The following is a 25,113-nucleotide window of genomic DNA, read 5'->3' as shown; positions in this document are numbered from 1 at the left end:
TTAATCCCCCACTAAAGCATGTTCTAATACTGTGTCTAAATGTTGCACAGCTATAAATGTTAACTCCTCACGTACACTTTTAGGTATATCGTCTAAGTCTTTCTCATTATCTTTTGGAATAATGATTGTTGTTATTCCAGCTCTATGCGCACTCAAAGCTTTTTCCTTTAGACCACCGATAGGTAACACACGACCACGTAATGTAATTTCACCAGTCATACCAACCTCTTTTTTTACAGCTCGATTAGTAAGTGCTGATACCAATGCAGTTGCTATTGTAATACCGGCAGAAGGACCATCTTTTGGTGTTCCTCCCTCTGGTACGTGAATGTGAATATCATTTTTTTGATAAAAATCAGGATCCACGTTTAGCACTTCAGCACGCGAGCGGATATAACTAAAGGCAGCCTGCGCGGATTCCTTCATAACGTCTCCTAGCTTTCCAGTTAACGTTAACTTACCTTTTCCAGGTACAATACTAACTTCAATTGCAAGTATATCACCACCAGCAGAAGTATAAGCAAGTCCAGTTGCCGTACCAATCTGATCTACTTCCTCCATCATACCATACTGAAACAATGGTTTGCCCAATAAGCTCTCCAACTGCTTCTCCGTCACAATAACTTTCTTTTTATCTTCTGAAATAATAATTTTAGCAGCCTTTCGACTGATAGATGCTAACTGACGTTCTAAACCACGAACACCAGCTTCTCTCGTATAACGACGAATTAATTTCAGTAATGCTTCATCTCTTAATTGAAGTTGTCCTTTTTGAAGCCCATTTTCTTCTATCTGTTTAGATAGTAAGTGTTCTTTGGCTATGTGTTGTTTCTCTAACTCTGTATACCCTGCTATCGAAATAATTTCCATCCTATCTAATAAAGGACGTGGAATAGTTTGTAAGGTGTTAGCTGTCGCAACAAACATAACTTGACTTAGATCGTATGTTTCTTCAATAAAGTGATCACTAAAGTTACTGTTTTGTTCAGGATCCAATACCTCTAACATTGCTGAAGATGGATCACCCCTGAAATCACTAGCCATTTTATCAATTTCATCTAGTAAGAAAACGGGATTAACCGTTTCCGCCTTTTTCATGCCTTGCATTATTCTTCCTGGCATTGCACCAATGTATGTTCTTCGATGTCCTCTTATCTCAGCTTCATCACGAACACCACCCAAAGAAATGCGAACAAATTTTCGATTTATTGCCCGGGCAATTGATTTTGCGAGAGAGGTTTTACCTACCCCTGGTGGACCGACTAAACATAGAATTGGCCCTTTTAATGATTTTGTTAAGTGTTGCACCGCTAAGTATTCCAATACTCTTTCTTTAACTTTTTCCAATCCATAATGATCTTCATCTAAAATCGTTTCTGCATGATGGATATCTAGATTATCATCTGTTACATTAGTCCACGGTAACGCTATTAACCATTCAATATAATTTCGTATCACGGAACTTTCTGCTGAAGTTTGAGGTACTTTCTCAAATCTATCCAATTCTTTATTAGCAATTTTTAATATACGTTCTGGCATATCAGAAGCAAGTATCTTTTCTTTAAGATCTGCAACATCTCCTGTTTTACCATCTTTATCGCCTAATTCTTTTTGGATAGCCTTCATTTGTTCCCGTAAGTAGTACTCTTTTTGCGTTTTTTCCATTGATTTCTTTACATGAATTCCTATCTTCTTTTCTAAATCTAGTACTTCTCTTTCATTAGAAATATATTGGATCAATGTTTTTAATCGTTTCTTTATGTCGTTTGTTTCTAATAATTCTTGTTTTACTTTTATCTTCAGCGATAAATGAGAAGCTACAATATCAGCTAAACGACCTGCTTCTTCTATATCTTTTACTGTTTCATAGGTTTCTTTATTAAGTTTTGTTGAGATCTTTATGTACTGTTCAAATTGTTCTAACAAAGAACGCAGTAGAGCTGTTTCTTCATTTTTATCAGCATGTTCATCTTTAACGGATTCAATTTCTACAATGAATTGATCTTTATCTTCTATAAATTGAACAATCTGACCTCTACTTAATCCTTCTACTAGAACACGAAATGTACCATTAGGTAACTTCAACATCTGTTTCACTTTTGCAATTGTACCAATTCGATGTAAATCTGTTTCACTTGGATCATCTATTGAACTGTCCTTTTGCGCTACAAGAAAAATGATGTTCTCTTCTACCATTGCTCGTTCTAACGCATGTACAGAGCGCTCTCTACCTACATCTAAATGCAAAACCATTGTAGGAAATACGAGAATACCTCGTAAAGGAAGGAGTGGTATTTGAATGTTGCTTGTTTCAGTCATTTCTGTACCTCCGAATCGCATAAATTAACTTGATTTCTTATTATCATTATACATCTTTTCAGTTGATGTAGTATTTGCTTCTAATACATAGGGTAATGCCTCTTGAAAAGTCTCAATTGGAATCACATTAATCCCTTTAATCTTCTGCGTCAGTGCTTGGTGATTTGCCTTAGGTATTAGTACTGTTTTAGCACCCGCATCTTTAGCTGCTTTTATTTTTATTGTAACGCCACCAATAGGTAAAACTTGTCCGTAAAGGCCTAATTCACCAGTCATTGCAACATTACAACTAATAGGAACCTTTTTCATACAGGAGTATATCCCCATTGCGATAGCTAAACCTGCAGACGGGCCATCCACTGGCGTACCACCAGGGAAATTAACATGAATATCATATTGATGTGCTGGTATCCCAATTGATTTTAAAAAGGTGACCACAGTTTCTACTGAAGCTTTGGCCATACTTTTTCGTTTAATTGACTTTGATTGCGTTCCTATCGTTTCTTCCTCTGCTATGCCTGTAATTATTATTTTAGAATCTTTTAATGCTGGCAACAATAAAACTTCCAGTGGTAACAAATAACCTGTACTAGGACCTAGCAAGGCCAATCCATTTACTTTACCAATTTTACTTTCTAATGGTATTTGACTAATAGGACGTGGAGTTAACCTACTTATTTCAGTAACCCATTCCATATCAGCTAGTTCAATTGATTGTCTGCTTTCTTTCATTGCAACACTTGCAGCGATTTGAATTAGATTAACTGCTTCACGACCATTTTGTGCATAAATAGCTAACATATTTAATGCTTCATTTGATAAAGGAACAGCTACCTTATCACTGGCACGTTTTGCAATTGTCATCATATCTTCTTTCTCTAAATCACGGAAATATATCTCCAAACAACGAGATCGGATCGCAGGTGGGATTTCCTCTGGCATTCGTGTTGTTGCTCCAATTAAACGAAAATCAGCAGGTAATCCTTCTGTAAATATCCGATGAATATGTCGCGGAATATTTTGATTTTCCTCACTGTAATAAGCACTCTCATAGTGGACAACGCCATCTTCTAGCACTTTTAATAATTTATTCATTTGAATTGGGTGTAATTCACCAATCTCATCAATAAATAAAATTCCACCATGTGCATTTGAAACTGCTCCACGTTTTGGTTGAGGAATTCCAGCTTGTCCCATTGCTCCTGCACCTTGATAAATAGGATCGTGTACAGAACCTATCAATGGATCAGCTATACCACGTTCATCAAATCGAGCAGTTGTTGCATCCAATTCAATAAATGGTGCACTCATAACAAAAGGAGAATCTTTATTTTTTCTTGCTTCCTCTAATACTAATCTTGCTGCAGCGGTTTTTCCAATACCAGGTGGTCCATATATAAGGACATGCTGTGGGTTACTGTTACATATTGCAGCTCGCAACGCTTCAATTCCATCTTCTTGTCCAACCACATCTGATAAAACTTTTGGTCTAACTTTTTCTGATAAAGGTTTGGTTAAGCGAATGTTTTTCATGGCTCGTAATGATTCAAGTTCTTTTTTTGACTCTTTTTCTATAACATTTTTACTAGCTCGTTGGCTCTTTAACATATTCCAAAAATAAAGCCCAATCACAATCCCAAAAAACAGTTGAATAATCATTACAATACTAACAAGATCCATATGCTACCTCCGAAATTTAAGATACATGTTAGTATTTCCCCAAATCCAATACCTAAACAAAAAAACAACGAATTAACTTATATGTATAGTGAAATCCCTTGCTATTAGATAACAAGGGATTTCTATCAAATTATAATACTTTACGCACTTTCTTTAGGTGTCTCTTTATTTTCATCTTGTACCGTTCCATCTTCTAGGATCAATTTCGGACGACCATTTTCCAATGTAACAGTTTCCTTCGTAATAACACATTTAACAATATCATCTCGTGAAGGTAGTTCGAACATCACATCTAACATGATACTCTCAAGGATAGAGCGAAGTCCACGTGCACCAGTTTTTCGTTCGATTGCTTTTTTAGCAACTTCTATTAACGCTTCCTCTTCAAATTCTAATTCAACATTATCAATTTGGAACAATCGTTCATATTGTTTAACTAATGCATTTTTAGGTTTTGTTAGAATTTCTATTAGCGCCGCTTCATCTAATGGCTCTAAACTACCGATGATTGGTAAACGACCAATAAATTCAGGAATTAGACCAAACTTCAATAAATCTTCTGGTAATACTTTTTGAAGAAGTTCACCTTTGTCCATTTCGTTATTCTCTGTATCAGCACCAAAGCCAATTACCTTTTTACCTAAGCGACTTTTAATAATCTGGTCAATACCATCAAATGCACCGCCACAAATAAATAGAACATTTGTTGTATCTATTTGAATGAATTCTTGATGCGGATGCTTACGTCCACCTTGAGGTGGCACACTAGCAGTAGTTCCTTCAAGAATTTTAAGTAACGCTTGTTGAACACCTTCACCAGAAACATCACGTGTAATCGACGGATTCTCAGATTTACGAGCAACTTTATCAATTTCATCTATATAGATAATACCTTTTTCAGCTTTTTCTACATCGTAATCTGCTGCCTGAATTAACTTCAATAAGATATTCTCTACATCTTCACCAACATACCCTGCCTCTGTTAATGATGTTGCATCAGCAATTGCAAATGGTACATTTAATATTCGTGCTAATGTTTGTGCTAAAAGAGTTTTACCACTACCAGTTGGACCAATCATTGCAATGTTACTCTTTGAAAGTTCTACATCATCAGTACCTCTTGTTGCATTAATACGTTTATAGTGATTGTATACGGCTACAGATAGATTCTTCTTCGCTTTGTCTTGACCAATTACATAGTCACTTAGAATATCACGTATTTCTTGTGGTTTTGGAACGTCCTTAAATTCTACTTCTTCGTCTGTTCCTAACTCTTCTTCCACAATTTCTGTACATAATTCAATACATTCATCACATATATAAACTCCTGGACCAGCGACAAGCTTTCTTACCTGATCTTGGCTTTTTCCGCAAAACGAACACTTTAATTGTCCTTTTTCTTCATTAAATTTATACAACCATTTCACCCCTCAAGTGTAAAAATATCTATTTGATAGGAAGAAGCATCTACATCCCTATATCTTATAGCCTCTCTTCAACATGATATCAGATAAAAGCATGATTACAAAGTAATACACTTTTAATTCTAAAAACAGTCTTTCCTATCTTGCTTGTTACTAAACAAACGTTGAATTAAAATTGTCTACAACATTTGTTAAATTCAAACTAATTTGTCCACTTTATTATGTATACTATTTGGTAAATGTCAAATAATTTGCTGTATGTAATGTTATGTATGTCATCTATTTGTTTCATTATAGAAGAGAAAACAAGGCACGTTTTTGATGTACCTCGTTTTCTAATTACTATAATCTTGTTAAATAAACTTCTTATTTCGTTTTACTATTTTCAGCAAGAAAGTCGATTGATTTTTTGAATTTAAGATCGTCTTTAATTGCATCTGTATTTCCACCAAGCATTTGTGTAAGTTGTTCTACATCAACTTGGTACATACCTGCCATTGATTCTAACTCTTGATTTACATCTTCATCAGTTGCTTCAATGTTTTCAGCAATCGCTATAGCATCAAGTGTAAGGTTTGTTTTTACACGTTTTGCAGCATCTTCTTTCATTTGTTCTTTAAGTGCATCGGCATCTTGACCAGAGAATTGGTAGTACATGTCTAGTGTCATACCTTGCTGTTGTAATTTCTGTTCAAATTCACGTAACATGCGATCTAATTCAGTTGTTACCATTACTTCTGGAATGTCAACTACCGCATTATCAGACGCTTGCTGAATAAGTGACTCACGTTTATTGTTCTCAGCTTCTGTTTTCTTTTGCTCTTCTAAACGATTCTTAATCTTTTCTTTTAATTCTGCTAAAGTTTCTACTTCTTCATCAACGTCCTTAGCAAATTCATCATCCAACTCTGGTAATTCTTTTCCTTTAACTTCATGAATTTTAACTTTGAAAGTAGCTTCTTTACCAGCTAATTCCTCAGCATGATACTCTTCAGGGAAAGTCACTGTAACTTCTGATTCTTCACCAGCCTTCTTACCAACTAGCTGTTCTTCAAAACCAGGAATGAAAGAACCTGAACCGATTTCTAATGAATGATTTTCTGCAGATCCACCTTCAAAAGCTTCTCCATTTACAAAACCATCAAAGTCCATCACAACAGTGTCACCTTCTTCTATTGCAGAACCTTCGTCTTTAACAACAAGCTCAGCTTGGTGTCCTCTTTGATGCTCTAAGTCACTCTCAACATCTTCATCTGTAACTTCTACAGCTTCTTCTTCAACTTCTAATCCTTTATAATCACCTAATGTTACTTCTGGCTTAACCGTAACATTTGCTGTGAAAATAAGATTACTTCCCTTTTCAATCTGCGCAATATCAATTTCAGGTTGGTCGATTGGTTCAATACCAGTCTCCTCAATAGCCTGTGTGTATGATTCAGGTAGAATGATATCTACTGCATCTTGATAAAGTGATTCAGCTCCAAAACGTTGTTCAAATAATCCACGTGGTACTTTACCTTTACGGAATCCAGGTAGTTGTACATCTTTCACTACTTTTTTGAAAGCTTGATCTAATGCTTCGTTGAATTTTTCAGCTTCCACTTCAACTGTTAAAAGGCCTTTATTACCTTCTTGTTTTTCCCATTTTGCTGTCATACTATTCCCTCCAAAAATCTATAAGTAATTCTATTTGCCGTTCATTCATTGTACGATGCTTCTTATACGAGACCGAACGCAAATTGCGACCATCTTATTATAACATAAACGTCCGGCCTTTCAAGATTTAGAATCAAGATCCACTGTTATTTCCAATTCTGATTATTCTTCCATTATGGAGAAATAGATTTTCTCACAATATAATATTTCATCTATGTATTGCCCAATTTCTTCATCTTTCATTGTTTCCGCTACTTTTGGTTCATCTATAAATGATGATGTAACAAGATGAACTAAAGCTTTTTTCATCATATCAGCTTCTGATTTATCCACAATAAAAGGGTACCTAACATACAAGTATCTATACAATAATTGATCTGCTAGTTCAAATAGGGTTGGATTATCTTGTTCAAGCTTTTCTAAACTTTTTCTTATGTCATTACGAAAAGGGTGATCCATAATAAAAGGGTATGTACTTGGATTAATTACCATTACTTTTGAAAACTTTTCAATGTTTATGTCTTGGTCAATTGATTCTGCTTGTAATAAACCTAAAATGGAGGTTTTAATTACTGGATGCACAATTTTATTTAAGAGTATTTCTTCAAAAAGATTCAGATAAGCAGATAAGTCGCTTTGATGTAAGTGATTAACTAAATGCCATTGTAATACTGTGTCATCTCGTTCAACAGCGTCTTCTAATTCTTTTAATGTTGACATGGCCTGTTTTTCTTGTTGCTCTTCTCGTAGCCTTTCATTTAAATGATAAAGCGTTTCTAATTGCGTTCTAAAAGGATCAGGAAGTTTTTCATGAATAACATCCTCTAACAATTCAGACACCTCTTGATACTTACTCGCTTGAAACAATAACGTAGCATATATATGTATGTATGAGAAGTAATTAGCATCCTTATTTGCAAGTAGTGATTCACATAATTCTTCTGCCTCTTCTTGCATTCCAAGTTCCATTAAACACGTTAACTTGCCAACAGATATTTCTTGGTTGTTAATTTGATAAGAAAGCAACGTGTTAAATCCATCTAAAGCTTCATGAAATCTTTTTTCACGTAAAGCTTGGTATGCTTCACTTTCCAAATCCTTCTTCCATTTTGGGAAAAGGACGACTTTTTGATCATTATGCTGCATGAGACATCCCACTCTCAGATAATAGTTTATATGCCCATATTAATGGAAATAATAACCTTAGGCAATATTATTCTATTTTTACTATTTGTTTTAATAAATCATTCCCTTTTTAAAATTAATTCAAACTAGACAGTTTCACAGATATAGTTTGCAAATATAATGAACACTGGTTTTAAATGAACTTTTTTATGAAACACACTTATATTAATTCCTATTACAAATTTAACGATCCTCCTTACTACTTATTATAATACTACTTTTACTTCAAAATTAAAAACCTAGATTTTATTTATTTGAAAATTCTGTTATCATTATACTACTTATTTGTTTATTACCCCACTATTATAGTGGTACTATGTCCTATACGAGGAGGTGTACTTATGATGAATGAACAAAATGCGATAAAGTTAGAAATTGTTGCTAGGAGAGCATTAAATATAAAACATAAAGACGGAATGGCAGGCACTATTTCCAAAGACTTTATATTACATAATAATGGTGCTTTTACAATTATATGTGCCTCTCTTGCTCCTTATTATCTTCACGCAACAAGTGAGCAAAGAATCATCTTAGACTCCATGATAGAAAACTACCGAATATTAAATGATTGCGATAAACAAACCTACTTTAAAATGATCGCCCTTGTTGCTGAAGAATTACGTAACTTTTTAAACGAACTGGGAGTTCAAGATGCAGATTAATACTAACAAAGGATAGTGATATAATGGCTCCTATTCCAATAATGATAGATTTAAAAGGACAAAAGGTTGTAGTAATTGGTGGAGGAAAGGTAGCACAAAGAAGAATTGATACCTTGCTTGATCATGCTGCTATTATTACCGTAATAAGTCCAACCGCAACGAAAACTATCGAATCTTTACATAAACAAAAAAAAATACGATGGCATGAAAAGGTAGTAGAAGAATGTGATCTAGATAATGCTTTTCTTATCATTGTTGCAACGAATAACTCTGCGGTTAATCACTCGGTAATTAAATCGGCACCAAAGAGCGCATTAATTAATGCGGTTGAAGATGCTAAACAAGGAAATGTGCAATTTCCGATTCATTTGAAGCGTGGAAAACTATCCATTGCTATCTCTACAAACGGAGCAAGCCCTGCATTTGCAAAAAAAGTAAAACATGAATTAGAAAATAAATATGATGAACAGTATCAGGCGTATATGGATTTTTTATTTGATGCACGTCAATTAGTGAAAAATGCAAATCTAGATAGAGACGAGAAGAAAAAAATATTACATTCACTAATTAATGAAGAATTACTTGATATAAACCTCCAAAAACAAACACTCGATTCTTTAAAATTAGAATTACATAAAAAAGCTAGCGAATGATCTATTAATAAATCACTTGCTAGCTTCTTTATTGTTAAATTAATGTTGGAATAGGTTCTTCATTCCTAATCGCTTCTACTACTCTATTTTTTAATTGCTCACAAACATGATCATGGTCACCAAGGTAATCACAAATAATGACTTCTTGCTCTGGGTTCAAACTCAGTTCATCTACAAATTCTCTTATTTCCTTCATTAAAATACCCGTGAAAAGCAAATAAGGAAGGATAACGATATGTTCTGCACCAGTTGAGACAGTCGCTTTGAGTTTGTCTTTGAATTTAGGTGTGGCTGCAGCGAGGAAACATTTTTCAACTGAGGATACATGCACTCTTCCTTGTAAGGAATCTGCAATTGATTGTATATCATTTACAGCGTCTTGATCACTACTACCTCTTCCAACAAGTAAGATATTTGTTTGAGGAGTTAAGACTGTTCGCTCTTCTAATCTCTCAACTAAAACATCATTCATCTTCTCCTGAACACCGATGGGTTTCCCATAACTAAATTGTACATCTTGATACTTGTTTTGAGCATGTATTAATTCTTCTGGTATATCTTTCTTAGCGTGACCAGCTGTTAGTAACAACACAGGCACAACAGCAATTTTAGTTGCCCCTTGTTTAATACATTGATCGACACCCTCTATAATAGACGGACTTGCCAATTCCAAAAAACAATATTCTTGAATTTCCGTATCAACTAATTTCATTGTCTTCTCAATGAAATTAATTGCTTCTTGTGCAGCTTTTTTTACACGACTACCATGACAAACATATAATACAGCTTGAATGTTAATCACTCCTTTTTAATATAGCAGGTATAAGTTCGATTCTAAAAGGCTTCCTTTAATTCAAAATCAGATTTACTAGAATTAATTTGTTTCAATCTGTTAATTCTTTCTCGGAAAGTAACAATTTCTCCTATAACAATCATTGCTGGATTTTGAATTCCTTCTTCCTCAACAATAGAAACAATTGATTCAAGTGTTCCAATTACTGTCTTTTGCTCATCGGTTGTTCCTTGCTGGATGATTGCTACAGGAGTTTCTTTACTTTTTCCATATTTTAAAAGTTGATCACAAATATAAGGTAAATTTCCGATCCCCATATAGATAGCCAAAGTATCCACTGCATGAGCAAGACTCTCCCATTTAATATCATGAGGCTTACCTTTCTTACAATGACCGGTAACGACGGCAAAAGAATTACCTAATTCACGGTGTGTTAAAGGAATATCCGCATATGCAGGGGCCGCGATACCTGCAGTAATTCCTGGAACAACTTGATAATCTATTCCATTTTTCGCTAACACTTCCACCTCTTCAGCACCACGACCATATATAAAGGGATCTCCACCTTTAAGTCTTACTACCATTTTACCTTGCGATGCATATTTAACTAACAAGTCATTAATTGTCTCTTGTATCATCATATGATACTTTGGTAGTTTTCCGCAATAGATTAAATTCGCATTTTCCTTAGCTTCTGTAAGTAACGCTTTATTAACAAGGCGATCATATAATATAACGTCCGCTTGTCTAATCAATTTTAACGCTTTTACAGTTATTAAGTCGGGATCACCTGGACCTGCTCCAACAATATACACTTTTCCCACAATGAACCCTCCTCTTTAGACTTAAGAGCTTCCTTATTCACGTAAAACTTTTTATCTATTACTCTTCCATTAAAACATATACTTGATCTTCTGTAACCTCAGTAGTATATGTTTGGACACAACCCTCATCTGGTGCTTGTGCTTTTCCATCAACCATACTTATTTTCCAATCATGCATTGGGCAAAAAACATGGTCACCACTTACCATTCCTTCTGCCAGTACGCCACCCTTGTGTGGACAACGGTTTTCAATAGCTCGGATATCTCCACTAGCTAATTTAAAAACCGCCACCTCTTGATCACCAATTATAACTGTTTTTCCAAGCTTTTTCGGCAATTCAGAATAGTTGCCAACGAAAATCCGTCGTTGTGTTTTTTCCATGTAGATCCCCCCGATTTTTTTATTTAGAAGTTGATGTAACATTTACTTTTTCATAAAGTTCTCTTAACGTTTCTTCATTATTAATCACTTCACTCCAAGGTTCCTGAATAGCAGATAAGGCAATATCCATTCTTTCATTTAGCTCATCACGAGTCTCTTTGACTGCTAATATTTCTTTAACATGGTCAATACCTAAGCGATCGACCCAGCTAGAAGTTCTTTCTAAATAATTGCCAGTTTCTCTATAATATTGCAAGTATGCTCCAACCCATTCCATTACTTCATCCTCTGTTTTCACCTTACATAATAGGTCACCTTGTCTAAGTTCTGTACCTCCGTTACCACCAACATGTAACTCCCAGACACCATCTAGACCAACGATACCGACATCTTTAATTCCACCTTCTGCACAATTCCTTGGGCAAGCAGATACAGCCATTTTTAATTTGTGTGGTCCAGATATACCTTCAAATTTTTTCTCTAATTTAATTCCCATACCAGTTGAATCTTGTGTACCGAATCTACAGAACTCAGAACCAACACACGTTTTAACTGTACGAAGTCCTTTCTGATATGCATGACCAGATTTCATCCCTAGGTCTGCCCACATGTCTGGTAAGTCTTGTTTCTTAACACCGAGTAAATTTATTCTTTGTCCACCTGTTAACTTAATCATACCGACATCATATTTATCTGCTGCATCTGCAATTTTCCTAAGATCTACAGCATTCGTTACACCACCATACATTCTAGGGATAACACTAAATGTGCCATCTTTTTGAATATTAGCATGAAGGCGTTCGTTAACGTATCGAGATTCCTTTTCATCCTCATAATCAGTTGGATTAAGCATACCTAAATAATAATTTAAGGCCGGTTTACATTTTGAACAACCTTCTTCATTACTCCAACCTAATACATTCATAACTTCACGTGTATGTGTAAGGCCTTTTTCTTTAATTTCCTCAATTACTTCATCTCTTGATAAAGTTGTACAGCCGCAAACAGATACCTTTTGATTTTCATTATAATCATCACCGAGTGTGTATTCTAACAAATCAGATACAAGTGATTTACAGGTTCCACAAGAACGAGATGCATTCGTGCAACCTTTTACTTCTTCAAGTGACTTTAAACCTTTTGAATTAATTGCATCGACTATTGTGCCTTTACTTACACCATTACACCCACATATCAATTCATCATCTGGCATTTCAGCTACTAAACTTGCCCCTGACTGTTCGCTTTCGTTAGCATTTAAATATTCTTCAACATCTGCTGCTTTTTTAATAAGACTTAACAGCCGTGTACCATCTTTTGTATCACCAAATAGCACAGCACCTGCTAATTTACCATCTTCAACTATTAACTTTTTATAGGTTCCGTTCCATTCATCAAACACTTTTATCGATTTCGTATTTTTATCTTCATCTATTTTACCAGTTGAGAAGACATCAACACCCGAAACTTTTAATTGGGTAGAAACGACTGTCCCTTTATAACCATCACATGGAACACCACATAACTGTTTTGCTAAAGCTTGCCCTTGTTCATATAAAGGAGCAACTAGTCCATAGACCATCTCTTGGTGTTCAACACACTCACCAACCGCAAAAATATTTGGCGTCTCCGTCTCCATATAATCATTAACAATTATTCCTCGATTAACTTTAATCCCATTCTCCATTGCCAATGCAACATTAGGCTTTATTCCTACTGCCATAACAATTAAGTCAGCATCAATTTCTTCCCCGTCATTAAATCTAAGACCGCTAACTTTTTCCTCACCGGTAATTTCTGCTGTTTGTTTATTTAATAGAAAGTTCATTCCTTGTTCTTCTAATTCTTTTTGAAGAAGTCTTCCTGCTGGTTCATCTAACTGGCGATCCATTAAATAATCATTTATATGGATAACATCCACTTCCATACCTAAGTTGAGTAATCCACGAGCCGCTTCAAGACCAAGTAAACCTGCACCAATAACTGCTGCTTTTTTATGTTTCTTTGAATAATCAATCATTTTTTCACAATCTTTAATATCGCGAAACCCTGTAACTCCCTCTTTATCTGCACCTGGTAAAGGCAAAATAAATGCATTAGATCCAGTTGCGATAATTAATTTATCGTATGGCTCTTCTCTACCTTTATCTGTTGATACTACTTGTTTAGTTTTATCTATATTTATGACTGTTTCGCCTGGATATAATCGGATGTTATTATCTTCATACCATTGCCATTCATTTAATGTGATATCACTTACGTCTGTATCACCTTGCAAAACTTTTGATAATTGAATTCTATTATAGTTTGGATATGGTTCGCTACCGAAAACGGTAATCTCAAATTGATTTGGTTTAAGTTTTAACACTTCTTCAATCGCTCTAATTCCTGCCATCCCGTTTCCAATTAAAAGCAACTTTTGTTTTGGCATGTGAATAACTCCTCCAAATAGTTTAATTTTCTGAAAATTCATCTTATATCTAATATAAACATACTTAAAACATGTATTCAATTTACTTGTTAGATAAGCTGACAGTGTTATTCTTATGCATTTTTATGTGAAAACATATATAAATAATACAAAAGACAACCTACTAATGCGTAGATTGCCTTTTGTTCAACTATGTTTCTCTTAAATTAATGTTCTATTAAATGGGTAAATTGTTTCGAATGCTCCATTGCAAACTGAATGATTTGGTTGTACGTATCTTGATCATATTGGTTTCTGAAAGGGGTATAGATCTTTGCTGTTCCCTCATCAATTATTTTAACCCTTTCTCCACCACGCACATAAAGTGTGACATATAAGAAAGGTTCTGCCATATTATTTTCTACGAGAAATTCTTTAGGAAACGTTGCATTAATTAGTAGACGGTCTTCCACATGTTTTAAGGAAAGATGGCTGAAAAATTCAAGATTCTTAATATCATTTATAAACAATGAAAAGTCCTCCTTCTCAATCACTTAAAGATACAATAGTTATTTTTGTTAGCTAAATCTAATTTTAACATATAAATCCAATTCATAATGTAATCTTTCCATTAAAATCTGATTACATATTAATTGCTATCTTTACATGATTTCGAATACTTACTAATGAGATAAAACAAAAGAGGAATGTGGGGATTATTTCGAATTCTTAAGGGAGAGAACATTATTTTAATTCAAACGAAGCGACTAGACATACGTGTTTATTTTGGAGACTTTCATCTCATTTAATCAATTCTTCAATTTCATTTTTATTATAATGATCTATTAAACCAGGCTTTGAACTTATATAATCAACTATCTCCTCTTTTTTAAGCTCTAAAGTTAGATTTAATCCTTTCATAATCATAGTAAGATATTGCTTGGAAGGCTTGCTAAAAGGAACATCTAAATCCCAGTCTGCAGTAAATGTTACAATTGGATAGCCATCTACTTCTCCAAGATAAAGGAGCGTTCCGTACCACGAATCCCTATATGTCATTACACCATTTTTTATTAGTTCAGTTAAATCTATCTTCAAATCTGCTTGATTATTTTCTTGTTTAACTAAATCCAAAAACTGATCCTTTGTTATTAAATATTTTCTGCTGTATGTAAGATGTTTTTATCTTGCTTCAACCCGATAAATGCTACACCTTGTTTTTGCCAGCGAACAGAGTTTTTCGCAAAATATAAAGGTAAATTCATCTTGTATGTCACTTCTTTTATTGGAAGTGACTTATCTTTACAACCGACTTCCACTTTAGAAGAGCCCTCTGCCTTGCCACCTTTAATATAACATAAAAATTTATCCCTATTTAAATTTGAGCCATAGCTCGCATACCAAACGTATTCGAGTTTTTTTAACTTCTGGTCCATTACATCAAATCCTAATGAGATTTAGACAATAAAAAGCATTTAATAGTAGGAATTTTCTTCATTTTTCATTAGCCATATCACTTTTGCTACATGCTTGAACAAATACTTGGAAGATGTCTTGCATACGAGAATCTATATCGACCATCTCCTCAGGATGCCATTGAATACCTAACATAAATGAATGATTAGTTGGTCCCTCAACTGCTTCTATTAAACCATCTGGAGTAGTTGCTACCGTTTTAAGATTAGATGCAAGCTTATTAATCGATTGGTGATGTATACTGTTCACCCGTATCTTTGTATCATTAAATATTTGATATAACATACTATCTTCATTGATCTGCACGTCATGTGTTGGCTCTTGTCTATCACTTTGCTGGTAATGCTTAATTACTTTGGGGTTAGCTTTTTCAATATCTTGAATAACCGTTCCACCCTGCGCAGCATTTAACATCGTTATCCCTCTACAAATTGCCAAGAGTGGTTTCTTTTGTTGTTACACACTTTTAACAAGAGCAATCTCCATTAAATCTCGCTTTAAATTTGTTTGTATGAACTCGGATCAACATCTTCTCCATTACTTAAAATGATTTCATTACATATGGACACCCATACTTCAGCATGAGAACTTTTTTATTCATATTACGTTTAGATCAATCGCACTTGGATTAACTATCCATAACCATAAATTAACCTATATTCTTTAGATGATATCCCTTGCTACAAAATGCTATAGATTAGCGCTTTGTAGCATTTTTTTATTTTTAATTATTTCATTTTTTTATACTTTATTACGAGTATTCACGAAATTGGTATCCTGTGATGGTTTCTTTTATATCGAGCTTTATATAAAAATGAAACTTAACTTACCTACAAATTTTTATTTATTATCCTTATTACTTAATAAACCTTTTTCATACCAAATTTGAAAAACATATATCAAAAGGGATACGCCGATCATCATCAAATATGTAATATGTGGCGACAATTCTCCCGAAGCCATTCCAAGTTTTTGTTGGAATGGATACCATAAATATATGTATGCACCATCTAATATTAGGTTTGTTATTAAATAAGCAATAAATTTTCCATAGGTAAACTTAAAAATCCATATTGTTGCTACTAAATAAGCACTATATACCCAAGGAATATTTGCAACTTTGTCCCACTCAAATAGCCCTGATTCTCTCCACCAATTATAATGATATGCAGCTTGGTAAGTAAGCGTGTTGACTACAGTAACAAACAATCCAACTGGTAGAAATCTTCTAAGCGTTTTATCTCCAATTAGTACCAATGATGCAATTGGAAGTAAAAACATTAGCCATAGTATTATTTGATTCATATTATTATCCTTTCCAATCAATGCGTTTAATCTAGATATTCCCCATATGTTTAAATTAAATGTAATGATTGGAAAAATATTTAAGACTTTCTTTAAGGCAATTTTAAGTGAAGATAAATTATAGAAGTAGCCATACTTTATCATGCAAGAAAAGAATTGAGGTAGATGTTCGGACGTTTGAGACTTCTTAAACATCGAGGATATAGTTGATATTTCTCTACAATAGGCTCTGTTAATGTTTATTGTTAATAATTTGATTTATCCGAACCTATGTTCCATAATAGGTTTAGCTACCAAAACGTTGGTCATGACCGTGAGATCAACTGATATTCTTAAAGCCATTCAAAACTAAATTCAGCAGAGAAACATCGTTTGTGAGAATATTTAATTGATTCTTCCTGCATCGTCCTCGACAGAAACTGTTCTTCACAAGAAATTTCTAAGTGTAAAAAGAGTGGATATCATTGATCTGATTGCGAGTCGAAACATATTGTTCGTTATCTACATTATAAATGGTGTGAAAAGTTTTCAATTTGTACAAGAATAATAAGGAGAAAGGAGAATAGATATGATTAAAATGTTTTTAACATCTTCGCTTAAAGATGTCGTTGGTCTATTCAAAGAATTCGTGGAGGTGGATTTAAAAGGGAAAACTTTAACGTTTATTCCTACTGCAAGTGTTCCAGAAGAAGTAGTCCACTATATTTATACCGCAAAAGAAGAATTTAAAAAGTTAGGGATAGTTGTTGAAGAGCTTGATATTTCAGTAGCTTCAAAATGTGAAATTAAAGAAAAGTTAGAACGTAACGATTTCATTTACGTATCAGGCGGAAATACTTTTTTCTTATTACAAGAGTTAAGGAAATCAGGGGTAGATGAGATAATAACAGAACAAGTTAATTCTGAAAAATTGTATATTGGGGAATCAGCAGGTGCTATAATAACATCACCCAATATAGAATACGCAAAATTTCTAGACGATAAAGAAAAAGCAACTGAATTAAAATCGCTTGATGGTTTAAATTTAATAAATTTTTATCCAGTCCCCCATTTTAATAGCGAACCATTTAAAGACGAAGTATTTGATTTAATTGCTTTTTACGAATTCAGAATAAATCTTTTACATATTTCAAATTCACAGGTTATACAAGTTGAACAAAACAATATAGTTGTTAGGTAAAAAATTCTTATTTAATTTGGTGCATTTAATAAGCAACCAAGAATGACGTAGATTCAGTCATAAAAAGACGGTCCATAAAAAGTATTGATCGTAGAGTTGCTGGTAAAGCTACTGGTTAGATAATGAGAAATTTATTAAATTAAGCCCCCACAACCGTGAGGGCTTTTTTCTATACGGCATCGAAACATCATAAACGCCAATTGCTATCGGATCTACTCTTTCTTTAATAAATAGTTTTAACGCTAGAATGCCAATATCCTCAACTTCATCTTCGTAATAAATATATGTAAAATCCTCTTCGATGTCATGTACTTTAATAACTCGTTTGCCTACTTCTTCGTCAAATTCTGTACTTAGTAATTCATATCTCCTTTTTATTACCTGTTTTATTTACAGATTAGCATGAATTTGGTGTAAAATATCACTTTATACATATATTGACACGTAATAATCATCTTTTTGTATCCAAAAAGATTTATTCTATATTAAACCTTTAGATTACATCTTCTTGTGAAATTTACTTAGGAGGTTATGGATTAAGAATATTTATACCCTCTCCTTCAGGAATTTCGTGATATTCCATGATCTCACCATCAACTACTCCGAACTCATATGCAGTATTTTCTATTACTGCGGCTCCAACATATTTTTCACCTCTTGGTTCTTTCCAGTTATACCAACTTTTTATTAATATAATATCCTCTTGATTACTATATCCCTTTTCTTGAATTAAATAATTCCGCATCATCTCTTCTGTTTCTGAAATCTTTTTGGGATTTCCATAAAAGGTTGCTAAATACAAGAAATATACTAGATAAAGTAAAACTATTGAAAATAATACAAAAAAATAGTATTTTTGTATATTTTTTTATCATTTAATACCATTTCTTCTTTTTTTGTCACTATTAACATTTTAATCCAAAAATAAAGAAAAGAAAAGAGGAGATTTATTCATGAAAAAAGTTTCATTTTTACTTTTATTGTCGATCTTTGTCGCCCTTTTATTTGCAAGTTCAGTATCAGCTTTCTCTTATCCCAATGGAACAAAAGCAAAAGCAGGAGATATCTTAGTGACAGACGACGCTGCCGCTAAAGGAATAACTGGTCATGTTGCTATAGTAACTGACTCAAATAATCATTTAGAGATAAAAGGGCCTGGTTATAATCCAGATATTTATTCTTTTAAAAAATAGTTTAATGCTAAAGATAGTACAAAAGTAGTGAGGATTGGTAGTATATCAAAAGCAAGTAGTGCTGCAGCATTCGCAAAAACATATGATAATTCAAATATTCCTTATGGTTTCAAAACAGATCTATTAGATAATACCAACATATATATTGTTCAAAACTAGTTTGGCAAGTATATTCTATTGGTGCTCCAGGAATATTTGATCCTGATGCACAAAGTTTTGCCACGAGATATGGTCTCTTACCTCCTTATCTATTCTTGCAAGGTTCTTTTTATGAAGCTACCTCTTCAAAATTAGTTTATTCAAAAGGTTTATCAAGAATAGGTGATATAAAGTAATTACCACCCTCCTAGTGTATATAATAAGCTGGAGGGCTCTTTTAATCTATTAAAAACACTATTTACTAGATATAATAACTAGCAATATTATAAAGGTAAGTTTTATACGATTGATCTTCTTTGTAATTGAACATCCTTTAGATTTTAAAACAGCTTTTAGTTTCTTACGAGTGTTTCATCCATAGACACCATCAACCTCATTTTAAAGTATATAACTTAGAAGAATCTAAACTGCTTTTTCAAGACTTGAGGGTGAATATGAAGTATGGCAATTGATTGTAAAGGTTGCAGCAGTTAGATGTTTTCCTTCCAATGCTGCAATTTCGCCTTCCCTAAGACTAGGTCATTCGAAAATAGGTACTACAATGGATACTTATGGACACGTACTCCAGGAAGTTGAACAAAGTGCAGCCACATATTTCGAAACATTATTTAAAAATGATTAAAATTGGTATCCTCTTGGTATCTTTCCAAAAAAATATATAAACCTCAAGAAAACAAAAAACCTCATAAACGTTAAGTTTACAAGGTTTCTAATGATGTCCCAGGAGAGATTCGAACTCCCGACCCACGCCTTAGAAGGGCGTTGCTCTATCCAGCTGAGCTACTGGGACGTATTGGAGCGGGTGAAGGGAATTGAACCCTCGACATCAGCTTGGAAGGCTGAGGTTTTACCACTAAACTACACCCGCGTGGTATTGATTTATGTACAAAAAATGTACTAACTTTCGTAACAGACAAGACTTATTATATTAAGTTTTGAGTCTTTTGTCAATATATTTAAAGAAAAAAGTTATAGAAGAAATATGGATAATCCATATTTCTTCTATAGAATATCATTTTATTGTTGTCTCGAAGCCTAAATCTTTCACTAGATTTCCATCAACATCATAAAAATCTACTGTTAATTCTTGACTTGTTTCCCATGATAAAATCGCATAGGTTTTTTCTTCACGTACGCGTGGCAGACGTATACTGCCAGGATTAATGATAACTTTATTGTCGATTTTCTGTGCTACTGCAATATGAGAATGACCATGACAAATTATCTTTGCATCTAATTCTTTTGCTCGCTTAATAACTGGTTTTAAAGAAGTTTTTACTTGATGCATATGTCCATGAGTAATGTAAAAGTTTAAATCAGCAACAGCAAAATCTAATTCATCAGGATACCGTGAATCAAAATCACAATTCCCAGTAACTTTCTTGAAATTATCCATTGGACTAGCGTCAAATTCTAATTCTGAATCGCCACAATGAATCATTTGGTCGACCTCATCCTTGTGACGTTCCTTAATTATTTCAAGTTCCTCTGTTAACCCATGACTATCACTGGTGATCAATACTTTTGGCATAGTACCCCTCGCTTTCTATATACTCTTTACCCATTCTTCTATTTTTTTTAACGCATTTCCTCGATGACTAATCTCATTTTTTTGATCAGAGTTTAGTTGCGCCATGGTTAGCTTGGTATCAATTGGTTGAAAAATCGGATCGTAACCAAATCCATTTGTACCAATTGGTATGCGTGTTATCTTGCCCTCACATGTTCCACGTTTAACTACTGGTTCTTGGTTTGGCCTTACTATTGCTAGTACACAAACAAATCGAGCTGAACGATTTTCATCTGCGATATCATGCATTTCATCTAATACTTTATGTAGATTCTTTTGATCATCTTTTTCTTCTCCTGCATAACGAGCAGAGTATACACCTGGTCGTCCATCTAATGCATCTATTTCCAAACCAGAATCATCAGCTAAAACAGGAATCTTAAATTTTTCTGCAATTGTTGCTGCTTTTATGATTGCATTTTCCTCAAAAGTACTACCTGTTTCTTCAATATCGTCAATTGGTTCTTTCAAATCCAATAAAGAAGTCACGTTAATATCATATTTTTTAAATAGCAATTGAAAATCTTTCACTTTACCCTTATTTTGGGTCGCAATCATGATTTCTTTCATCATTATCCCTCTACTTTTCTAAATATGTTGACCACTGTTGTAATGCATCTTTTTGGATATCAAATATTTCTTTTAAACCTTTATCTGCCAAACCTAACATTGTTTGTAATTGTGCTGGACTAAATGTAGCTTCTTCACCAGTACCTTGAATTTCTACAAACTTTCCGTTACCTGTCATCACGATATTCATATCAACATGTGCTTGTGAATCCTCTGTATATTCTAAATCTAAAACTTCTGTTCCATCTGGCATCACACCAACAGAGATTGCTGCTAAATAATCAGTAATTGGCATTTCTTTGATTGTTCCTTTTTCGATTAATGTACCAAAGGCGTGAACAATTGCAACAAATGCACCTGTAATCGATGCAGTTCGTGTACCACCATCTGCTTGGATGACATCACAATCAACCCAAATAGTACGCTCACCAATTTTATCTAAGTCAACAACTGCACGTAAGGCACGACCAATTAAACGTTGGATCTCCATCGTTCTTCCTGATACTTTACCTTTTGAAGACTCACGGATATTTCTTGTATCTGTTGCACGCGGCAACATAGCATATTCTGCTGTTATCCAACCTTTTCCTTTATTACGCATAAATGGTGGAACACGATCTTCTATACTTGCATTACATATTACTTTTGTATCTCCAACTGTAATTAATACTGAACCCTCTGGATGTTTTGTATAACCCGTCTCAATTTTTATATCTCTTAGTTGATCTACTTCACGCTCACTTGGTCTCATAAATTCTTCCTCCTTCTAATTCTTTCTAATCGTAACATATTTTTACCCATTTCGATAACTTCATGCAAAGAAAAAAAGGAGCTGATTGTTCCAGCTCCTTTTCCTATTACAAACTTCCAACTGGTACAAAGGTATCCCTTGAAACAGGTTCGCTATAAGGCACACCATGTTCATTAAATACTTGTTCAACATCATCAACATTTACAGAAACAGCTTCTACATTCACTTGGTCTGTCAACGTTAATACCAATGTCTCCATTACTTCATCAGATATTGCTCCGCTTGCTTCGTCACTTAGAATTTCTTTACTGAATGTTACCTGCAAGACACCATCTTCTATTGTTGGTTCTTCCATAATTGTAGCATTCTGATTAAAAACATTTAGTAAACCTAGATCATAGGATGGGCCATCTAACAATGCTTGTACAACTGATTGATAAACATTATCCTCAATCATCTCAACATGTTGTGTTACTGGCACATAATATAATTGTTCGCCTTGTTGTGATGGATAGTAAAGCGTTACGGCTTCACTATCCAAAAGATCCACACCATCTGCATGATAAACATTAATGCCATTTGCGCGTGAGTAGCCATCTGTTAGTGGTGTACCGTTTACTGGCATCTCCTTTTGCTCAAATCCATTAATCCAAAGATTAATTTTGTTAACATTATCAAATTGTGTAAGCGTGTATGTCATTGCTTGAATGATTTGTTGTTCTTCTTCCGGCTGATATTCTGTAAACTCTTCTGACAAATCTACAACTAATGTACCATCTTCCTCTAAATTCAAGCCTAAAATTTGTGTACCAGCTGGTAAAACTGCCTCAAATCCATTTGGTAAACTAGAAGTGACCGGACCATCCTTAATTAAATACTCTAATACTTGAGTAGCTACTTCATTAGTTTCTGTTTTAGGTAATTCCATTGTTTGTGGAACAACCATTCCTTCTTCATTAATTAAATATAATTCTCTTGGAACTGTTTCTGTTTCTGTTGTTGTAACATCAACGCCTTCTTCTCCAACAGTCGTTTCAACCGTCTCTTGCTCTACTGTGTCATCCGTTTGTTCTGTATCAGTTGTTTGACCAACTGGCACATCTATTTCTTCTAATGTTTGTTCACCTTGAAATAGTCCACAACCAGTTGTCAAAAATAATACAAACAAAATCGGTAATCCAATTCTTATTGTCAGTTTGAATAATCGCATACTCATGTTTTTCCCTCCTACGATGGTTTGTATTATTATGTATACGAGCTGTTCAGAAAAATAGACCTATCTTTACTCTAGATTATCTAGAAATTACTTTGTTATGTTCATAAAGGCAAAACAGCACTTATTGTAATCAGTATTATTATTCAAAAAAAGAACCATGGCTACGACTATTGTAGGCACGGTTCTCTCTATTTGAATAATTCTAGTAATAAGTTGTGGGCTTTCATTGTATTTATCAGATTTTATTCTATACTCGTCTAGTTTGTTTCTATATCTGCATTCTCAATAATATTAATTGGTATATCTAACCATTGAATCGCAATACGTTCAAAAATTTCCCATGGGCCAGTGGTATAAAAACGATGATTTGGTGAACGTTCACCTTCGTATATCGTTTGATGATAACCTAAGATTACACTAACTTCTCGTGCAGTCTCTTCACCTGATGAGATGATATGAACTTCTTCTCCCATCACAGCTTGAATAGTATCCTTTAATAGCGGATAGTGCGTGCAACCTAAAATTAGTGTATCAATTATTTCTTTTTCCTTAATAGATTGCAAAGCGTTCTCTACCACTTGATATGCTTTAGCACCAGTAAATACACCTTGTTCAACCATTGGGACAAATTCAGGGCATGGTAGACCTTGTACTTCTATTTCAGAATTAATACTATGCAAAGCCTCTGGATAAGCCCGGCTTTCAATTGTTCCTTCTGTTCCAATAACACCTATTTGCATGTTTTTTGTCATCTTTATCGCCGCTCGAGCTCCTGGTTGAATAACTCCAATCACAGGTATATCTAATTTCTCTTGTAGTAATTCCAATGTGAAAGCTGTTGCTGTATTACAAGCTATAACAAGTAACTTTATATCTTGCTTCAATAAAAAGTTAACCATTTCTAACGTGTATTGAATTACTTCTTCTTTTGGTCGTGGACCATATGGACAACGTAATGTATCCCCTAAATAAATTAATTGTTCTTTTGGTAATTGACGCATCAGCTCACTCGCTACTGTCAGACCACCAACACCTGAGTCAATGACTCCAATCGGTTGATCCACTATAAATCCCCTCTTATCTTAAATGTTTACACATTACTATTTTTATCTTGATCCAGTTTCATTTGTTTGTGAAGCAACTTCAAAATATCATACAATACATCTACTCGGTCTGTTGAAACATCTTCTAAGACATCTTCTAAATAATCCTGTCTTTTCTCGATTACTTCTTGAATAATATCTTTACCTTTGTCTAATAAATGTATTCGAACAACACGTCGATCTTTTGTATCTCTTTTTCGTTCCACTAAAAGATTTTTTTCCATTCTATCTATTAAATCAGTTGTTGTACTGAAAGCTAAATTTATTTTATTCGAAACTTCTCCAATTGTTAAATCCCCATCTTCTAATAACCACTGTAAGGCTATAAATTGAGGTGTCGTTATCGGATAGTTTTTTAAAATTTCACGACCCTTTTGTTTAATTATTCCAGAAATATACCGTAGTTCTTTCTCTACTTCTGCAATTGTCGCTGCGTTTTTAACTTCATCCACGAATACTAAACCTCCTTTGACTAAGCTATTCTATTTGTATCATATCATTTTTTTATCAAATTAGGTCAAAATTTGATTATTTCTATATCATGATAAAGTTAAACTATAGCTAGAATATAAAATCAAAACACAAAAATAACGCATGGATCT

The 25,113-nt window shown here is 33.9% G+C and carries 25 protein-coding genes and 2 tRNA genes; 4 read left to right on the top strand and 23 right to left on the bottom strand.

Features of this window, described 5'->3' with window-relative positions:
* From lon to D2K62_RS08970, 5 genes are all read right to left on the bottom strand, one after another.
* Positions 1–2,319 (bottom strand): endopeptidase La, encoded by a 2,319-nt coding sequence (gene lon / locus D2K62_RS08990; protein ID WP_117161296.1) that lies wholly within the window; start codon positions 2,317–2,319, stop codon positions 1–3.
* A gap of 24 nt (positions 2,320–2,343) precedes the next feature.
* Complete coding sequence (gene lonB, locus D2K62_RS08985; RefSeq protein WP_112181520.1) at positions 2,344–3,999, bottom strand: ATP-dependent protease LonB; 1,656 nt, start codon at positions 3,997–3,999, stop codon at positions 2,344–2,346.
* Between the two features lie 140 nt (positions 4,000–4,139).
* Positions 4,140–5,417, bottom strand: a complete 1,278-nt coding sequence (gene clpX / locus D2K62_RS08980) for an ATP-dependent protease ATP-binding subunit ClpX (protein ID WP_112181521.1) — start codon at positions 5,415–5,417, stop codon at positions 4,140–4,142.
* 372 nt (positions 5,418–5,789) lie between these two features.
* Positions 5,790–7,079: a trigger factor gene (gene tig, locus D2K62_RS08975; protein WP_112181522.1), complete on the bottom strand. Its 1,290-nt coding sequence runs from the start codon at positions 7,077–7,079 to the stop codon at positions 5,790–5,792.
* Between the two features lie 162 nt (positions 7,080–7,241).
* Positions 7,242–8,225, bottom strand: coding sequence for a hypothetical protein (locus D2K62_RS08970; RefSeq protein ID WP_112181523.1), 984 nt, complete (start codon positions 8,223–8,225; stop codon positions 7,242–7,244).
* Between the two features lie 380 nt (positions 8,226–8,605).
* On the opposite strand from D2K62_RS08970, the gene D2K62_RS08965 reads away from it, so the two are divergent.
* Positions 8,606–8,926 (top strand): hypothetical protein, encoded by a 321-nt coding sequence (locus tag D2K62_RS08965; protein WP_112181524.1) that lies wholly within the window; start codon positions 8,606–8,608, stop codon positions 8,924–8,926.
* Between the two features lie 23 nt (positions 8,927–8,949).
* Complete coding sequence (locus D2K62_RS08960) at positions 8,950–9,579, top strand: NAD(P)-binding protein (protein WP_112181525.1); 630 nt, start codon at positions 8,950–8,952, stop codon at positions 9,577–9,579.
* A gap of 34 nt (positions 9,580–9,613) precedes the next feature.
* On the opposite strand, the gene D2K62_RS08955 is transcribed toward D2K62_RS08960, so the two are convergent.
* From D2K62_RS08955 to D2K62_RS08920, 9 genes are all read right to left on the bottom strand, one after another.
* The gene (locus D2K62_RS08955; protein ID WP_117161295.1) at positions 9,614–10,381 is read right to left on the bottom strand and encodes a sirohydrochlorin chelatase; all 768 of its coding nucleotides are present in this window, start codon (positions 10,379–10,381) and stop codon (positions 9,614–9,616) included.
* Between the two features lie 32 nt (positions 10,382–10,413).
* Complete coding sequence (gene cobA / locus D2K62_RS08950; protein ID WP_117161294.1) at positions 10,414–11,196, bottom strand: uroporphyrinogen-III C-methyltransferase; 783 nt, start codon at positions 11,194–11,196, stop codon at positions 10,414–10,416.
* Between the two features lie 58 nt (positions 11,197–11,254).
* Positions 11,255–11,578 (bottom strand): nitrite reductase small subunit NirD, encoded by a 324-nt coding sequence (gene nirD, locus D2K62_RS08945; RefSeq protein ID WP_117161293.1) that lies wholly within the window; start codon positions 11,576–11,578, stop codon positions 11,255–11,257.
* 19 nt (positions 11,579–11,597) lie between these two features.
* On the bottom strand, positions 11,598–14,009 hold the full coding sequence (gene nirB, locus D2K62_RS08940; protein ID WP_117161292.1) for a nitrite reductase large subunit NirB: 2,412 nt from the start codon (positions 14,007–14,009) through the stop codon (positions 11,598–11,600).
* A gap of 206 nt (positions 14,010–14,215) precedes the next feature.
* Positions 14,216–14,518 (bottom strand): hypothetical protein, encoded by a 303-nt coding sequence (locus D2K62_RS08935; RefSeq protein ID WP_112181530.1) that lies wholly within the window; start codon positions 14,516–14,518, stop codon positions 14,216–14,218.
* A 271-nt stretch (positions 14,519–14,789) separates the two neighbouring features.
* Positions 14,790–15,122 (bottom strand): hypothetical protein, encoded by a 333-nt coding sequence (locus D2K62_RS19125; protein WP_232827991.1) that lies wholly within the window; start codon positions 15,120–15,122, stop codon positions 14,790–14,792.
* A gap of 17 nt (positions 15,123–15,139) precedes the next feature.
* Positions 15,140–15,424 (bottom strand): hypothetical protein, encoded by a 285-nt coding sequence (locus tag D2K62_RS19120; protein ID WP_232824218.1) that lies wholly within the window; start codon positions 15,422–15,424, stop codon positions 15,140–15,142.
* Positions 15,425–15,482: 58 nt separating this feature from the next.
* Positions 15,483–15,878 (bottom strand): gamma-glutamyl-gamma-aminobutyrate hydrolase family protein, encoded by a 396-nt coding sequence (locus tag D2K62_RS08925; RefSeq protein ID WP_112181531.1) that lies wholly within the window; start codon positions 15,876–15,878, stop codon positions 15,483–15,485.
* 426 nt (positions 15,879–16,304) lie between these two features.
* Positions 16,305–16,769 (bottom strand): hypothetical protein, encoded by a 465-nt coding sequence (locus D2K62_RS08920; protein ID WP_112181532.1) that lies wholly within the window; start codon positions 16,767–16,769, stop codon positions 16,305–16,307.
* A 568-nt stretch (positions 16,770–17,337) separates the two neighbouring features.
* On the opposite strand from D2K62_RS08920, the gene D2K62_RS08915 reads away from it, so the two are divergent.
* On the top strand, positions 17,338–17,949 hold the full coding sequence (locus tag D2K62_RS08915; RefSeq protein WP_117161291.1) for a Type 1 glutamine amidotransferase-like domain-containing protein: 612 nt from the start codon (positions 17,338–17,340) through the stop codon (positions 17,947–17,949).
* A 529-nt stretch (positions 17,950–18,478) separates the two neighbouring features.
* Here D2K62_RS08915 and D2K62_RS08910 read toward each other — a convergent pair.
* A complete protein-coding gene (locus D2K62_RS08910) occupies positions 18,479–18,694 on the bottom strand; it encodes a hypothetical protein (RefSeq protein WP_112181533.1) in 216 nt (71 codons plus the stop codon).
* 208 nt (positions 18,695–18,902) lie between these two features.
* On the opposite strand from D2K62_RS08910, the gene D2K62_RS08905 reads away from it, so the two are divergent.
* Positions 18,903–19,142, top strand: a complete 240-nt coding sequence (locus tag D2K62_RS08905; protein WP_112181534.1) for a CHAP domain-containing protein — start codon at positions 18,903–18,905, stop codon at positions 19,140–19,142.
* 875 nt (positions 19,143–20,017) lie between these two features.
* On the opposite strand, the gene D2K62_RS08900 is transcribed toward D2K62_RS08905, so the two are convergent.
* From D2K62_RS08900 to D2K62_RS08865, 8 genes are all read right to left on the bottom strand, one after another.
* Positions 20,018–20,091: transfer RNA gene (locus D2K62_RS08900), tRNA-Arg, on the bottom strand.
* Between the two features lie 4 nt (positions 20,092–20,095).
* Positions 20,096–20,169, bottom strand: a tRNA-Gly gene (locus D2K62_RS08895).
* A 144-nt stretch (positions 20,170–20,313) separates the two neighbouring features.
* Positions 20,314–20,832, bottom strand: a complete 519-nt coding sequence (locus D2K62_RS08890; RefSeq protein WP_112181535.1) for a metallophosphoesterase — start codon at positions 20,830–20,832, stop codon at positions 20,314–20,316.
* Between the two features lie 15 nt (positions 20,833–20,847).
* Positions 20,848–21,441, bottom strand: coding sequence for an XTP/dITP diphosphatase (locus tag D2K62_RS08885; protein ID WP_117161290.1), 594 nt, complete (start codon positions 21,439–21,441; stop codon positions 20,848–20,850).
* A 10-nt stretch (positions 21,442–21,451) separates the two neighbouring features.
* Entirely contained in the window at positions 21,452–22,192 is a 741-nt protein-coding gene (rph, locus tag D2K62_RS08880) for a ribonuclease PH (RefSeq protein ID WP_112181537.1), read from the bottom strand.
* Between the two features lie 106 nt (positions 22,193–22,298).
* On the bottom strand, positions 22,299–23,408 hold the full coding sequence (locus D2K62_RS08875) for a GerMN domain-containing protein (protein ID WP_112181538.1): 1,110 nt from the start codon (positions 23,406–23,408) through the stop codon (positions 22,299–22,301).
* A 257-nt stretch (positions 23,409–23,665) separates the two neighbouring features.
* Positions 23,666–24,472, bottom strand: coding sequence for a glutamate racemase (gene racE / locus D2K62_RS08870; RefSeq protein WP_112181539.1), 807 nt, complete (start codon positions 24,470–24,472; stop codon positions 23,666–23,668).
* A 26-nt stretch (positions 24,473–24,498) separates the two neighbouring features.
* The gene (locus D2K62_RS08865) at positions 24,499–24,963 is read right to left on the bottom strand and encodes a MarR family winged helix-turn-helix transcriptional regulator (protein WP_112181540.1); all 465 of its coding nucleotides are present in this window, start codon (positions 24,961–24,963) and stop codon (positions 24,499–24,501) included.
* Positions 24,964–25,113: the final 150 nt, after the last annotated feature.

It is taken from the genome of Paraliobacillus sp. X-1268 (genome assembly GCF_003426095.1).
Classification (GTDB): domain Bacteria; phylum Bacillota; class Bacilli; order Bacillales; family Amphibacillaceae; genus Paraliobacillus_A; species Paraliobacillus_A zengyii.
The sequence above is the reverse complement of the archived record's forward strand: the minus strand, read 5'-3'. Positions and strand labels throughout refer to the sequence as shown.